This is a genomic window from Arthrobacter gandavensis (assembly GCF_015355785.1).
GTDB lineage: Bacteria > Actinomycetota > Actinomycetes > Actinomycetales > Micrococcaceae > Arthrobacter_B > Arthrobacter_B gandavensis_A.
This window is the reverse complement of the sequence record NZ_JADKYW010000005.1, coordinates 1,176,981-1,191,071: the sequence shown is the minus strand read 5'-3', so window position 1 is coordinate 1,191,071 and position 14,091 is coordinate 1,176,981. Positions and strand designations below refer to the sequence as shown.

The window sequence follows — 14,091 nt, the reverse complement described above, 5'->3', positions numbered from 1 at the left end:
TGGGACGTCTCTCACAATGCCACGCCGCGGCGGAGCGCAAAGCACTTGTCCACAGGTGTTGATAGTTTCAGGCCCACAGGCCGTGGACCCCCGGTTTGACTGGATTGGGGGTCTCACCTAACGTTGAGTAGTCCTTTGTGTCTGCTATCTGCACTCATTCATGCCCATCAGGGTTCTGGGAATCAGGGTCCAGGTCCGGGTTGAGCGTAGTCAGTCACATGAAAACTTAGCGCCGCTTGCGCTTTCCCCTTGATGCAGCAGGCGCAGCGCATACTGTCTTGGAGTAACCACCGTGAGCAAGCGGACTTTTCAGCCGAATAACCGCCGTCGTGCCAAGAAGCACGGCTTCCGCCTTCGCATGCGTACCCGTGCCGGCCGTGCCATCCTTTCCGCACGCCGTTCCAAGGGCCGCACCGAACTGTCGGCATAAAACAGCCTTAGGTTTGCCGATGCTGCAGCAGCAGCTCAGTCCCAGCCCCTTGGCGTCCTAATGCTGGCCGCGAGGAACCGGGTCCGGGTGTCGGCGGATTTTTCCCATACTGTACGTTCCGGTGCCCGAAGCGGGCGCCGGAACGTAGTCTTATATGCAGTGCCAAACCCGGCCGCGCCTACGCGCGTCGGGTTCATTGTGTCGAAGGCAGTCGGGAACGCCGTGACACGCAACCTCGTTAAGAGAAGACTGAGAGAAGCAGCAGCGCAGAGCCTGGCAGAAAACCCCACCGGGTTGGACATCGTCGTCAGAGCGCTGCCGCCGGCGGCATCGGCATCGTGGGCGCAGTTGAGCGCCGACTACGCGGGTGCCCTCTGCGCATGTTTGAACAAGCTTTCCCGGCAAGATCGACACAGATGAGGGAGGGGCAGAACATGGGCCGCACCGGAAGTGATCCGGCGAAGGCCTCTGTGAGTGCTGCCTTTTTCCGCTCTGTTCCCCTCTTTCTCTGGCACCTGCCGCGGAATCTTCTCATCGGTTTCCTCATCGCCTACCGCAAGGTAGTCTCCCCGCTGTACGGGCCAGTGTGCCGCTTCTTCCCTTCCTGTTCGGCTTACGCCCTTGAGGCCATAACCGTTCACGGCGCGGTCAAGGGGACTTGGCTGGCTGCCCGGAGGCTCGTACGCTGCCACCCCTGGAACGACGGCGGCGTGGACCATGTGCCCGCCGGCGGCCGGACTTGGCCCCAGGAGTCAGCCCCCAAGATTATTGTGCTGAATCATCCCGTGATTCCGGCAGACGAAGACAGCCGCTCGGCGGCTTGAGGAGTGTAAATGGGTTTCTTCGACACGATCATGTTTCCATTCAAGTGGGTGGTGTCATGGATCATGTGGATCTTCCACGAGGGCTTTGTCTTCCTCGGGATGGACGCCGCCTCCGGCTGGACCTGGACCCTTTCCATCATTGGCCTGGTTATCGTTATCCGGGCCGCCCTGATCCCGGTCTTCGTCAAGCAGATCAAAGCCCAGCGCGGGATGCAGTCACTGCAGCCTGACCTGCGCAAGCTGCAGCAGAAGTACAAGGGCAAGACCGACCAGCTCTCGCGCCAGGCAATGACGCAGGAACAGATGGCGCTCTACAAGAAGCACGGCACCAACCCCTTCGCGGCCTGCCTGCCCATGCTGATCCAGATGCCGTTCTTCTTCGCCTTGTTCCAGGTGCTGAACGGTGTTTCCAACGCCAGCTCCGGCGGTGAGGGAATCGGTGCACTGAGCCACGACGCCGTCGTACAGTTCGACGAAGCGACCATCCTGGGCGCGCCGCTCTCCTCATCGCTGCTGCACGGGTTCGGCACGGAGGGCCACACCTCCGTCATCGTGCTCTCGATCATCATGATCATTGCCATGACGGCCTCGCAGTTCATCACGCAGAAGCAGATCATGTCCAAGAACATGTCTGAGGAGGCGCTGCAGAGCCCGTTCATGCGACAGCAGAAGATGATGCTGTACGTACTGCCGCTGGTATTCGGCGTGGGCGGCATCAACTTCCCCATCGGTGTGCTGATCTACTGGACCACCACTAACCTGTGGACCATGGCCCAGCAGTTCTTCGTGATCCGCCGTATGCCCACCCCCGGTTCTCCTGCAGCCAAGGCCCTCGCCGAACGCCGCGCAGCAAAAGGCCTGCCCATGGTGCCGCTGCTGGGTGAGAAGAAGGCTGAGCCCACCGAAGAAGTACCCGTCCCCGCCAAGGGCCAGCGCCAGCAGCCCCAGCGCAAGAACAGGAAGAAAAGATGAGTACTGAGCACATCGACGAGACCGTGGAAGAACTGGCTGCCGGCAACGGTGCTGCAAGCCGTCTGGAGGAAGAGGGCGACGTAGCGGCCGACTACCTCGAGGAACTGCTGGACATAGCTGATATCGATGGTGATATCGACATCGAAGTCCGCAGCGGACGAACCTACATCTCGGTTGTCTCCGAGGAGGGTGATGACTCCGGTCTCCAGTCCCTCATAGGCCGCGACGGCGAGGTCCTGGAGGCCCTGCAGGAGTTGACCCGCCTCTCGGTGCTGACGGCCACTGACAACCGTTCGCGCCTCGTGCTGGACATCTCCGGGTACCGCAAGGAGCGCAGCGAGGAACTGCACCGCATTGCCGAAGACGCTGTCTCCCGCGCCAAGACCTCGGGCAAGGATATTGCCCTGGCACCGATGAGTGCATACGAGCGCAAGATAGTGCACGACGCCGTTGCCGAGCTTGGACTCGTCAGCGAGTCAGAGGGCGAAGGCGCAGGCCGGCACATCGTGGTTTCCCTCTCCGACGCATAGCGCTGCCGGTTCCGGCATACGCGGGTACTTCTCTAAGACAAGGATTGCTTTCGTGGTTGAGATAACGCCTGCCGAACATTCGGCGGCGGTTAAAGTTTTTGGTGACCGCCTGCCCCTGGCCGAGCGTTACGTTGAGCACCTGGCAACCTCCGGGATGGAACGGGGCCTCCTGGGTCCGCGCGAGGTTCCACGGTTATGGAGCCGCCACGTGTTGAACTGTGCCGTTGTTGCGGAGCTGATTCCGCCGGCCAGCAGTGTTGCTGATGTAGGATCCGGCGCCGGGCTGCCTGGTCTGTGCCTGGCGATTGCCCGCCCGGACCTTTCGATGACGCTCATTGAACCACTTGAACGCCGCGTGACGTGGCTCAATGAGGTAATTGCGGACCTGGGCCTGGAGAACGTCACTGTGATCCGGGGACGCGCTGAGCAGGCTGTAGGCAAGGTGGATGTGGACGTTGTCACCGCCCGGGCTGTCTCGGCGCTGTCCGGCCTGTCCGGCCTGACGATTCCGCTGCTGGGCGGGTCCGGCGTTGTCCTTGCGATCAAGGGACGAAGCGCAGCCGAGGAGATTGAGAAGGCGGCGAAGCAGATCCGCAAGCTTGGCGGGAAGGAAACCACGGTAGTTACCGCCGGGGAAGACGTCCTTGAGGAGCACACCACAGTCGTGCGGATTGTGGTTTAGTTCAGTACGGCGTTCATCCGCTGTGCACACACCCGGACCGATCCCTGTATTTGGCGGGGCAGCCGATAGGCTAGTGGCAGTAATGCCTTACGTCGTGAAAGTGAGCATGTCCCGGTGAGTGTGCGCGATTCTGCCGCAAAACGAATTCCCCCCTTTGCTGCGTTGGGCTCTGCCTTCTCATCGACTTTTTCGAGGCAGCAACCTCAGAAGGTTGAGGCGCCGGTGATCGACTTGCCTGTTTCACGTGAAACAGGACATGCTGTTGCAACACAGTCTGCCGGCGCATCCGATGTGCCTGATTCCGATACCAGCGAAGGTGGTGAAGCCGGCCAGGCGGTCCTCCCGTCCGGGTCGGTAGACGTTATGGATCTGATGGACGAGAGCACACCATTGGCCCGGGAACTGGCCAGTGAGACCCGCCGCCGCGAGAAGCTGGTTGGACGTGTACTGCCGCGTCCGGCGGAAACCCGGATCATGACGGTGAGCAACCAGAAGGGCGGCGTCGGCAAGACGACCACAACGGTCAATATCGCTGCCGCTCTGGCCACCGCCGGGCTCAACGTAATGGTCATTGACATCGACCCGCAGGGAAATGCCTCAACGGCCCTCGGTATCGACCACCGGGCCGATGTAGAGAGCATCTACGACGTCCTGATCGACGATCTGCCGCTGGCCAACGTCGTGGCACAGTGCCCGGACATCAAGAACCTGATCTGTGCCCCCGCGACGATCCACCTTGCCGGTGCCGAGATTGAGCTGGTCTCCCTGGTGGCGCGCGAGCAGCGCCTTCGGAGGGCGATCGACGTGTATGCAGCGGAGCGCAAGGCCGCCGGCGAGGAACGGCTTGACTACATTTTCATCGACTGCCCGCCCAGCCTCGGCCTGCTGACGGTCAACGCATTCGTGGCAGCCAGGGAAGTCCTGATTCCCATCCAGTGTGAGTACTATGCACTCGAAGGACTCAGCCAGCTTCTCAAGAACATTGAGATGATCCAGAAACACCTCAATGCGGACCTGGTTGTGTCGACGATTCTCCTCACCATGTACGACGGCCGCACCAACCTCGCGGCGCAGGTTGCAGCGGAGGTTCGGGAGCACTTCCCGCAGCAGGTCCTCTCCGCCGTTGTTCCGCGTTCAGTGCGCATTTCCGAGGCTCCCAGCTACCAGCAGACGGTCATGACCTATGACCCCTCATCCACGGGCGCCTTGTCTTATCTGGAAGCCGCCGCTGAGATCTCCCAGCGCTCCGTCTAGACACTCCCTCAGCGTTGCAGGGCACCAGCTGCCTCAAACCGTAGAATACATTCACAATCAATCCATGCCGCTTGCTGTGTGCATAAGGGAAGGACTTATCCATGACCGAAAAGCGTCGTGGTTTGGGCCGGGGTCTGGGTGCGTTGATCCCCAGCACTGCTGAGCCTGCTGAATCAACCGAAGCTGGCCAGCCTGCACGAGCCGGCAGGCCAGTCGACCTGTTCTTTGCCTCGGTGACTGATGAGACAGGACCCGAGCGCAGCACCGCAGCTCGCCGCGGGGCGGGAATCAACAAGGAAGCGTTGCGGGCACCGACCAAGAAGAAGCCTGCCACGCGTTCCACTCCTGCTCGCTCATTAAAATCCAGTGACAAGTCAGAGTCAGGAACCGCAGCGTCCGGTGGATCCGCAGCATCGGCTTCTGGAACGGCCGATAAGCCCGCTTCCGGTGCAACTACGCGCAGAGCCGGATCCAAGGCCGCGGAGAAGGCGTCTGAGACTGTAGATGACGGCCCCAGGCAGTCCTCGGGCGTAGCCGCGTCGAAGGAGACCAGTGGCTCTACTGCCACGACGGAAGCAGATGCTGTTTCACGTGAAACCTTGATGGACGTACCCGGAGCACGGTTCGCCGAGCTGCCCATCGACTCCATTCACCCGAACCGTAAGCAGCCCCGCAGTGTCTTCGATGAAGACGATATGTCCGAATTGGTCCACTCAATTCGGGAGATTGGTGTTCTGCAGCCAATCGTGGTCCGTCCCTCGGCCGAGGGCGATGATGAGCACCCCTACGAGCTGGTCATGGGCGAGCGGCGTTGGCGGGCAAGCCGAGAGGCCGGGCTCACGGCGGTTCCGGCGATTATCCGGTCGACCCAGGACGTCGATCTCCTTCGGGATGCGTTGTTGGAGAACCTCCATCGCAGCCAGTTGAATCCGCTCGAAGAGGCAGCTGCCTATCAGCAGCTGCTAGACGACTTCGAGTGCTCACACGAGGAACTTGCAGATCGTATCGGACGGTCTCGTCCGCAGATTTCCAATACTCTGCGGTTGATGAAGCTGCCACCGCTTGTACAGCGACGCCTCGCTGCGGGAGTTCTGTCCGCAGGTCACGCCCGAGCGCTTCTAGGCCTTAACGATCCAGCTGAGATGGAGAAGCTGGCACAAAAGATCGTTGCTGAGGGCATGTCTGTCCGTGCTACAGAAGAGGTCGTATCACTGTCCGACGGCATCCGTCGACCTGCGAAAGAGGCCAAGCCCAAAGTAGGCGCCCGGCATGAACGCCTCGACTACCTGGCTAATTCGTTGTCCGATCGTTTGGATACGAGCGTCAAGATCACTTTGGGTGCCCGCAAGGGGAAAGTCAGCATTGAGTTTGCCAGTGTGGATGATTTGAATCGGATCATGTCCGTATTGAACCCTGTTGAGGGCGCGACTTCCTAGGACCCGAATAGCGCCGCTATGAGAAGGAGGGCTGTTTCCCGTGAAAAGCCCTCCTTCTTACTTGATTTCAGACCAATCACTGCGATGGGGTGACAGTATCGGCTTCCTGCCGCTTCTACCGACTGGTATGGGCCTAATAGATACGCCCCATCCCACGTTTCACGTGAAACGTCCAGGACAAGTTCTCGTGGCGCTGCGAAATTCGTTAAGGCGCTCATATATACATGGAACGCCGGTGGTGGCAATTGATATAGGCCAGGACAGTTATAATCCGTGCACAAGATTTCGACTACTCTTCATCGGCGGACGCAGGTCATAAGCAAGGGCAAGGTAGCCGTTTCACGTGAAACAGCTACTGCCCAAGCTACTGACCTATGGCTATCACTATCAGCGTCGTGACAGAATCCTGGCCTTTGCCTCCGCAAAACCTGACGACCGATAGAGGTCATCGGCTTACTCGACGGATTCAGTGTTCGTCCTGAACCCGCCGCTCCTCACTGGGATAGCGATTCGCTTTGCAACCTTGTGAGTGTTTGCAGCCATTACTACTACTTAAAGGTTCAGGATCATACTTTCTACTTACCAAAGCGTTCTGGCTAATGTGCCCATGTTGCTCAGCAGCGCTCAATATGCTGGAACAGCTCAGCGTTCATTGGGCGGCGGACGTGGGTGCGCCCCCGGGGTCCACGATGCTCTGCTCCTGCTCAGTTGAAGAACTAGAGGCACTTTGAACTCCATCTAATGGAAGCGTTTCACGTGGAACACCGTGAGGCTGTCACTGGATGTGCGGGCAACTGTACGAGCTCGTCAGTTCAGAACGAAGGGGACGGTCCCTAGTATGACATGAGGCCACAGGCAATCGGTCCTGTGCCGGACCCGCTGAAACTTGTCAATAAGGCATACCTAGCGTGCATGGCGTTCGAATGTATTTGCAGTGCGTTGCATTGCATTGCATACGCGCGGCAAGGTTGCCCGCATGTGTCGCTCAGCCTGCCTACATGAGGTGGCGCTCCGGCTGTTTCACGTGAAACCGGGCCGCACAACTTCACGGGTAATGCCCGAACTCCGATTTTGTCGCCGCCGCTTACCCGTGTAGTAAGAGTGGAGCTTCAGCATCGCATACTTCTGTCTGGGCTGTTCCAGGGAGCGGAATATAGGCCAGACCGTCATCTCAGTGCGCCCAATATGTGGTGTCGAAACGGAACTGGCAGTGCAGCTGCAGATACCTGCCATCCACCACTACGTGCTTCCCACCGCGTGACATGAGATGACGTGCTGCAAAGTCAGTGGTGAATGCGGGCAGGCGTCGAAAGGCTGCTGTAGTCAGCTTCGGTGCGGGTACGGTTCGATGACCGAATCCAATAGCCGGTGACCATTGGGCAACGACTGATGACGGCAGCGCCGGACGACAAGGACGCGCGCGACGTTGAGGCGGTAGGGCCCAGTTCCCAGTCGTGTTACGGGGGGATCCAGGTGAAGCGGGGAAGCGGCAGGACCGTGAGGGGAAGCGATACGAGTATTCAACATAGGGGCGGTGCCAGAAGTATGGGAATGGGCCGATTAGTGGGGTAGCCGTCCAGCCCTGAGGTCCGAAGCCGCAGGACGAGACCCGGATGCCGGCGCCTCAGCGCCGTCTTGCGGGGATACTTATCGCCCTGTTTCACGTGAAACTACGACGCTCCCTGGTATGGCAAGGTCTTTCGGCAGGGGGCAGACTTTGCCCTCGACTCGGACTACACACCTGGCCGCAGAGGTCACCCAGATGCACCAACCATGCATATATAAGTTGAACAGGTAGCGGTGATTTGGCGCGGGCCCAGCTGCGGCGGGTGTGGTCCAATGGCTGCGGCAGAGGCTGTCTGGGTCGTCATACCGCCAGCGGTAAATGGTGGCATTTCATGGAGCTGCATATTCAGCCAGCCCTGCGGACGACCATTTGCAATTGAGTATCTCGCGATATGCCACTCAATGTGCACGGATCACCCATACCCGAGCAGTGTCGGGCTGCACGACGGGCGCTACCCGATAGCTGGCTAACAAGCGGGCCGTGGACGTTTCACGTGGAACTGGCAGGCCCGGACCGCTTCCTCACCGGGCTAGGGATGTCTTCACCACGCGGTGATGGACGCAGTCCGACCGTCGAGAATGGGTATGAGACCACGCATAGGCGGTAGAGGGTTGGCGTGGACTAGAGACAGCTCACGAGGGAACCGCTACCAGTCGGGTCACAACGCCGTGAATGATTGCAGTGCGTGAGTGAGATCGGACGCGCCCGATATTAAGGGTCCAGGGATGATGCGTGAGTCTTGGGTGGGCTAGGCACGGAGGTCGCGAGACACCTGAACATTCCGACCCCGCAATACCCCTCCGGGGATGTTAAACGAAGGTCGGCTGCTATCGGCGTACATTCTCCCGTTCAGCGTCCGCACATCATCGCGGCTCGACGTACGGCGGCCATATCCCCCACGGGACCCCACACCAATGGAACCTGACGCGCCAGGGATACCAGGCCAAACGTCATCCAGTCCGTTGCACACCGCCGTCGATGCAAGCGCCGGAATGACGTCTGGAAGCACTAAGGAACCACAGCTCCCCGCCCGCAACCGACCATTCGGATACTTCACTTCATCCTTTCGGTACGGACGCGGAGATCAGGTTCCAGGCTGTACTACACGAACGAGCACACAGAGACAGCTGGCTTTGTACCCGGCACAGGGCCCTCTCCAGGAGGCCAAGCTCCCGAGATATGCCGTCTGGGCTTACTGACCACGCGGTGGCGCTGCCATCCCATCTGCGAGCCACCCGTTTCACGTGAAACACGGGCATATGCCGACGAACATTCACGTGTCCGCTGGTCAGTGCCGAGCGGCAGATCCCTTCGCGGCGTCAACCTCGAGTACACGGTGGCGAAGGCACCGCCCCGCTTAGGTCGACGCTATTCCGCTGGTGGACCCCTCGGTCGCCCCTGACCATCCAGGGGTCGTCCAGAGAACGCAGTGAATCGACACTGCCGACGGAGCGCCTGCCGGACCCGAGGACCTCGGGAGCACCGTCCATACGAACTCCGTCAATGAAGTCGGCTGCGATAACCTGCATCAATGTCACCGGCGGAAACGTCCACAACCCGATCTCCTGCTGGCTCTTTGGCGTCGGCAACTGTCGCATACACACTGTCTCTGAAGTGAAGCGACCCGAAGGTATGGTGTCCGTCCGGGGGAGGCCTCTGAGTCACCATCAAGACGTCATTCACGCCTGAAGGGGCACAGCAGCCCCGGCCGATCATGCTCGTCGCACTCGATTAGTCGGCCGAAACGGACCGGCGAAGCACCGTCGTTCCCCGGCTTATTCCCGGCTCGTTCCCTTGCAGACACAACTGGCTCGAAGCTGCGCGTCCCGGGTCTTCGGCCAGCAAGGTCTAGAACCACTGCGGTCCCGCGGTAAACGCCAGCCCCTCATGGATCAGGTTGAGCCACGTCTTCCGCGAATCCCGGATACCTCGATCCCCAGCGGAGCCCAATGGCACGAGCCCCCAAGAGAAATGCCGCGCAGTCCAGGTTCTGGTCTGCGCGGCATTCACGGGGTGACTACAGGCCCGCAACCCGGCGGCGGTCCTCCATCGGGTTGAACCGGCTGACGTCATCAAGTGCGAGTGTGCCGGTGGGCTGGTCTTCTTCCTCCAGGAGGTACAGCCGCTGGATGGCAATCACAATCGAGTCAGCCACTGTCTGCCGGAATACAGGATCGGCAAGGCGGTGTGCATCATGGAAGTTGCTGAGATAGCCGAGATCTATGCCGACGGAGGGGATGCCCGGCCGTTTGAGGGTATCCCACGAGCGGGCGTGGACCCCAAGGCTCGACATGTCGGTACGAGCGGCAAGCTCTTTGATCATAAGGATCGCTGCGCGCTGGCCAATGGGGGACCGGGGCTCACCGGTCACCGGGAGGCCCCAGTAATAGGCGGCAATGCCCGAAGCCGCCGGCTGGTCCAACCAGTCGCAGTGGATGTTCACGTTCAGGCTTGGTGTGGGGCCCTGCATACCCTCAGTGTCGGCAGCAGCATCGAACTCCACTATCTCGGCCCCGAACTCCCGCAGGATGCGCTCAACCCGTACCCGGACATCCGTGGCCACGAGCAGCTCCGTGAGCGGCTCTCCGGTCAGCCGCTCGGCGACGTGCGCGGAGGACGTGGTGGATTTCCCGGTGTTCAGGGTGATGATGCGTCCGCGCAGTGCCGCCGTTGAACGGTCCAGGCGCTCGTAATCACGCAGCGCGTACGCCTGGCTGGGTGAAATCGCGCGGTTGACGCGTGACATGGCAGTCATCGTGTCACCGTCGCACACACCAGTACCGGGGACGCCCAGGTTTTCCTGCAGTTCGGCCACGGCATATCTCGTCCGCACCCCAAACTCGCCGTCGATGTGCCCGTAGTAAAAGCCGAGATGGGAGAGATGGCGCTGCAGTTCGGCGACGTCGTCACCGCGCACCGCAGGCTGGTCTTCCGTGAAGGAGAGCACCCGGTCCCCAAAGCGGAACTGCGCCTCGGCCAGGGCCCGCTGGGTATCGGGGCCCGCTACGCCGTCGACGATCAGCCCCCGACTCTGCTGGAAGGCGCGCACGGCTGCGTCTACGTGGTCATCGAAGACCGCAGGATCGTTGACCGAGTCCGGAGCGAGGTAGGACATGGAAAAGCCGGCACGCAGCAGCGCTTCACGAAGCGCCACCACGCGCCGGCTGGAGTCCAGCCTCCGCAGACTCTCGTCCGTCGGATGCATTGTGGGGACCTACTTCAGGTAGGCCGCGAATTCCTGCTCAAGGACCTGCTTCGGCTTCGCGCCGATGGACGTGGCCGCAACCTCACCGCCCTTGAAGACGTAAACCGCCGGGATGGAGGTGATGCCGTACTTTGCGGCGATGGCGGGGTTGTCATCAACGTTGACCTTCACGACGTCAACCTTGTCCGAGTACTCGGCGGCGATGTCATCCAGGATGGGGGAGAGCATGCGGCACGGTCCGCACCACTCGGCCCAGAAATCAACGATGACCGGCTTGTCGGCTGCCAGCACGTCCGTGCTGAATGAGGAATCCGTTACGTCTTTGGCATTGCTCATGGTTCTTGCTCCTTGTGGATCTCTAGACGGAAGCGTTTTCGGAAACGGTTTCCGACGCCGGGGTGGGAACGGTGGCTGCGGTCGCCGCGGAGGCTACGTCTGCGAGGTAGTGCTCGACGTCGAGCGCGGCTACGCAGCCGGAACCGGCGGCCGTGATGGCCTGGCGGTAGGTCGGGTCGATGACGTCGCCAGCGGCGAAGACACCCGGAAGGGACGTCTTGGAGGTGCGCCCCTGGACGGCGATGGTGCCGGCCTCAGTCAGCTCCAGCTGCTCCCGGACCAGGTCCACGCGCGGGTCGTTGCCGATCGCCACGAAGATGCCGGTCACATCGAGCTCGGACTCTGCCCCGTCAACCGTGCTGCGCAGGCGCAGGCCTGTGACCTTGTCTTCGCCGTGGATGCCAACAACTTCGGAATCCCAGACAAAGCGGATCTTCTCGTTTGCCAGCGCACGGTCCTGCATGATCTTGGAGGCACGCAGCGTGTTGCGGCGGTGAACGATGGTGACCGAGGCAGCGAACTTTGTAAGGAAGAGCGCTTCTTCCAGTGCGGAGTCTCCGCCGCCGATGACGGCGATGTCCTGTCCCTTGAAGAAGAAACCGTCGCAGGTTGCGCACCAGCTCACGCCGCGTCCGGAAAGCCGCTTCTCGTCCTCAAGCCCCAGCTCACGGTAGGCCGAGCCGGTGGAAATGATCACCGAGCGGGCCAGGAAGGTTTCTCCGGTGCCGATGGTGACCTTCTTGATGTCGCCGGAGAGGTTTACCGAGGTGACGTCCTCGAAGAGGATCTCGGTACCGAACCGGTCGGCCTGCTTCTCGAGGCCGGCCATCAGGTCAGGACCCATGATGCCTTCCGGGAAGCCTGGGAAATTCTCTACATCGGTGGTGTTCATGAGCTCTCCGCCGGCGGTGACCGAGCTGGCGATCAGCAGAGGCTTGAGGTTTGCCCGGGCCGTGTAGATGGCGGCGGTGTAACCGGAAGGGCCGGATCCAACGATGATGACATCACGGACTTCCTGGCCGGAACCAGCGGCTTCGGGACGAGTATCTGTGCTCACGTGCTGTGAACCTCTTTCCTGGTGTTTCCTTGGCTTTGTATAGCTCCGGTAGAACGATGCTGGCGGCAAGTCTTCGAACCGCTAGCCACACCTCACAACACTGACACGGGACAGCTTATTCCTCTCGGCTTCCGCGTCACATGATGGGCTGCCGGCCCGGTACCGGGCAGCCTGAATGCGTGGATTCAGGACACGCCGATTTCGGCGATGCGCAGACCCCAGGGATACTCCGCCTGCACCCCGCTGAGCCGCGGAAGCTGCGTGAAGTTGATGATCACGTAGCTTGCCGAAGCCGGTTGGCCGTCCGCACCCTTGGGCACGGTGATGGAAGTTTCCGGCCCGGTGAAGCCGCTCTGCGCCACGGTGGTGGCCCCTTCGAGTGACGGGGAGTCATTGAGCATGACGGAGAAGTTGCCGCCGCTGCCGTTGAGCTGGGTGATGTCCACCTTCGTGATCGCCGATTCATCTTCCAGTTCCACGACGAGGGCCAGGCTTGGAGCGAGGCCGCCGAAAGTTTCCGAAGCGTAGACATAGCTGGACCAGTAGCTGGCGGGGTTGCCGTCGATGATCTGCGGCAGGGCGGCGTCGTTCACCGAATCGAGTTCCTGGTTTCCCGGGACCAGCCGGGTGATTCCCGCGGTGACTGGAGCGGGAAGCGCTGCTCCGGGTACTTCTTCCGGGCCCTCCTGCGGGGCTGCGGGCTGTTCGGTAACCGTCGGCGAGGGGTCCTCCGAGGCGAACATTTCGCCGACCCGGCCGAGGTTCGTGAAGACGAGCACCACGGCCACCAGCAGGATGACACTGAGGACGCCGCCAACCAGGAATCGCCCGGATTTGCGGTCGCCTCCGCGGGCGGGCCGGTCGTCATCGTCGTCATACTCTTCTTCGGACTCGTAATCTGCGCCCAGCGCCGTGCGCGGGAAGTTCGAAGCCTTGCGGTCTCCCGAACCTGCCGCTGCGTAGCCTTCGGCAGGGAAGTCGTCTTCCTCTTCCCAGCGGCTGGCCTTGGGCGACTCTGCAGAGGTGTCATGGGTGGGGTAGGCGGCCGTCCGCGGGCTCTGGCTGGGCGGCGGAGGTACGGCGGCACCGGTCGCGGCCGGAGCCTCCTCCGGGCCGCCGAACTCGAGGTCCTGCTCGGCTTCTGCGCCGGCGACCCCGGCTGCGCCCGACCCGGCAACCCCGGCTGCACCTGCTCCGCGTCCGAAGCGCGGAAGGTGGGGCTTGGGCAGGTTGCCGAGCAATGGCTTCCGGTCCCGCGGAGCGTGCTCTTCGACGTAACGGTCTTCCTCGACCGTCTCCGGCTCATGGGAGCGGGCCACACCGAAGATTTCCGACCCGAGCGTGTCCGTGAAGAACGGCTCCACGTAGGGCGCGTCACGTTCGATGACCAGGTCGAGAAGGTCTGCGGCATTCCCGTTCGAAGTGACCAGGTAGGTGCGTCCGTCACTGACGCCCAGATCGAGGATCTGGACCGTGGAATGACGCTCGCCAATCGCGATTTCGCGGGCGCTGGCACTGACCTGGCTGGCGTTCTGGGGTGCAGCGACGAGGATGCTCACGGCACGGTTGAGCACCTGGTCCACGCCGTCGAGGACGAGGTCATTCTCTGCTGAGGCCAGGACCTGTGCGGTGACCTTGTATCGGCCGCCCAGCACTGACCCAGCATTTACCGGCTGTGGCACGTGTTCCTCCCGTGGAAACGGCTATGACTGCAAGCTATGTTGGCACCGGCGCCGGTGGGGCGGCCGGTGCGGACCAGGGCAATATCTTCAGGGCCAAACCCATCCGGTACTGCCCA

12 protein-coding genes are annotated in these 14,091 nt (G+C 61.5%); 8 read left to right on the top strand and 4 right to left on the bottom strand.

The window, feature by feature from the left end; all coding sequences use genetic code 11:
• Positions 1-292 precede the first annotated feature (292 nt).
• The 8 genes from rpmH to ITX31_RS10660 all read left to right on the top strand — a co-directional run bounded on the left by rpmH (position 293) and on the right by ITX31_RS10660 (position 6,128).
• On the top strand, positions 293-430 hold the full coding sequence (gene rpmH / locus ITX31_RS10695; RefSeq protein ID WP_055854070.1) for a 50S ribosomal protein L34: 138 nt from the start codon (positions 293-295) through the stop codon (positions 428-430).
• 60 nt (positions 431-490) lie between these two features.
• On the top strand, positions 491-850 hold the full coding sequence (gene rnpA, locus ITX31_RS10690; protein ID WP_194783338.1) for a ribonuclease P protein component: 360 nt from the start codon (positions 491-493) through the stop codon (positions 848-850).
• Positions 851-864: 14 nt separating this feature from the next.
• Positions 865-1,254, top strand: a complete 390-nt coding sequence (gene yidD / locus ITX31_RS10685; RefSeq protein ID WP_194783627.1) for a membrane protein insertion efficiency factor YidD — start codon at positions 865-867, stop codon at positions 1,252-1,254.
• Between the two features lie 9 nt (positions 1,255-1,263).
• Positions 1,264-2,226 (top strand): membrane protein insertase YidC, encoded by a 963-nt coding sequence (gene yidC, locus ITX31_RS10680; RefSeq protein ID WP_194783337.1) that lies wholly within the window; start codon positions 1,264-1,266, stop codon positions 2,224-2,226.
• Complete coding sequence (locus tag ITX31_RS10675) at positions 2,223-2,756, top strand: protein jag (RefSeq protein ID WP_194783336.1); 534 nt, start codon at positions 2,223-2,225, stop codon at positions 2,754-2,756. The genes yidC and ITX31_RS10675 overlap by 4 nt, the downstream gene beginning before the upstream one ends.
• Before the next feature lie 52 nt (positions 2,757-2,808).
• Positions 2,809-3,438, top strand: a complete 630-nt coding sequence (gene rsmG, locus ITX31_RS10670) for a 16S rRNA (guanine(527)-N(7))-methyltransferase RsmG (protein ID WP_194783335.1) — start codon at positions 2,809-2,811, stop codon at positions 3,436-3,438.
• A gap of 114 nt (positions 3,439-3,552) precedes the next feature.
• Entirely contained in the window at positions 3,553-4,692 is a 1,140-nt protein-coding gene (locus tag ITX31_RS10665) for a ParA family protein (protein ID WP_323745647.1), read from the top strand.
• 101 nt (positions 4,693-4,793) lie between these two features.
• Positions 4,794-6,128: a ParB/RepB/Spo0J family partition protein gene (locus tag ITX31_RS10660; RefSeq protein ID WP_194783334.1), complete on the top strand. Its 1,335-nt coding sequence runs from the start codon at positions 4,794-4,796 to the stop codon at positions 6,126-6,128.
• Between the two features lie 3,584 nt (positions 6,129-9,712).
• Here ITX31_RS10660 and ITX31_RS10655 read toward each other — a convergent pair.
• The 4 genes from ITX31_RS10655 to ITX31_RS10640 all read right to left on the bottom strand — a co-directional run bounded on the left by ITX31_RS10655 (position 9,713) and on the right by ITX31_RS10640 (position 13,948).
• Positions 9,713-10,900, bottom strand: coding sequence for a peptidoglycan-binding protein (locus ITX31_RS10655; protein WP_194783333.1), 1,188 nt, complete (start codon positions 10,898-10,900; stop codon positions 9,713-9,715).
• Positions 10,901-10,909: 9 nt separating this feature from the next.
• On the bottom strand, positions 10,910-11,236 hold the full coding sequence (trxA, locus tag ITX31_RS10650) for a thioredoxin (protein WP_055242830.1): 327 nt from the start codon (positions 11,234-11,236) through the stop codon (positions 10,910-10,912).
• A 22-nt stretch (positions 11,237-11,258) separates the two neighbouring features.
• On the bottom strand, positions 11,259-12,293 hold the full coding sequence (gene trxB / locus ITX31_RS10645) for a thioredoxin-disulfide reductase (protein WP_194783332.1): 1,035 nt from the start codon (positions 12,291-12,293) through the stop codon (positions 11,259-11,261).
• Between the two features lie 185 nt (positions 12,294-12,478).
• Entirely contained in the window at positions 12,479-13,948 is a 1,470-nt protein-coding gene (locus ITX31_RS10640) for an ABC transporter substrate-binding protein (protein WP_228529140.1), read from the bottom strand.
• Positions 13,949-14,091 lie beyond the last annotated feature (143 nt).

What these genes read in the sequence shown, in the direction of transcription:
- rnpA (WP_194783338.1), top strand. Translation starts at nt 491, where the DNA reads ATGCTGGCCGCGAGGAACCGGGTCCGGGTGTCGGCGGATTTTTCCCAT.
- yidD (WP_194783627.1), top strand. Translation starts at nt 865, where the DNA reads ATGGGCCGCACCGGAAGTGATCCGGCGAAGGCCTCTGTGAGTGCTGCC.
- yidC (WP_194783337.1), top strand. Translation starts at nt 1,264, where the DNA reads ATGGGTTTCTTCGACACGATCATGTTTCCATTCAAGTGGGTGGTGTCA.
- ITX31_RS10675 (WP_194783336.1), top strand. Translation starts at nt 2,223, where the DNA reads ATGAGTACTGAGCACATCGACGAGACCGTGGAAGAACTGGCTGCCGGC.
- ITX31_RS10660 (WP_194783334.1), top strand. Translation starts at nt 4,794, where the DNA reads ATGACCGAAAAGCGTCGTGGTTTGGGCCGGGGTCTGGGTGCGTTGATC.
- ITX31_RS10655 (WP_194783333.1), bottom strand. Translation starts at nt 10,900, where the DNA reads ATGCATCCGACGGACGAGAGTCTGCGGAGGCTGGACTCCAGCCGGCGC.
- trxA (WP_055242830.1), bottom strand. Translation starts at nt 11,236, where the DNA reads ATGAGCAATGCCAAAGACGTAACGGATTCCTCATTCAGCACGGACGTG.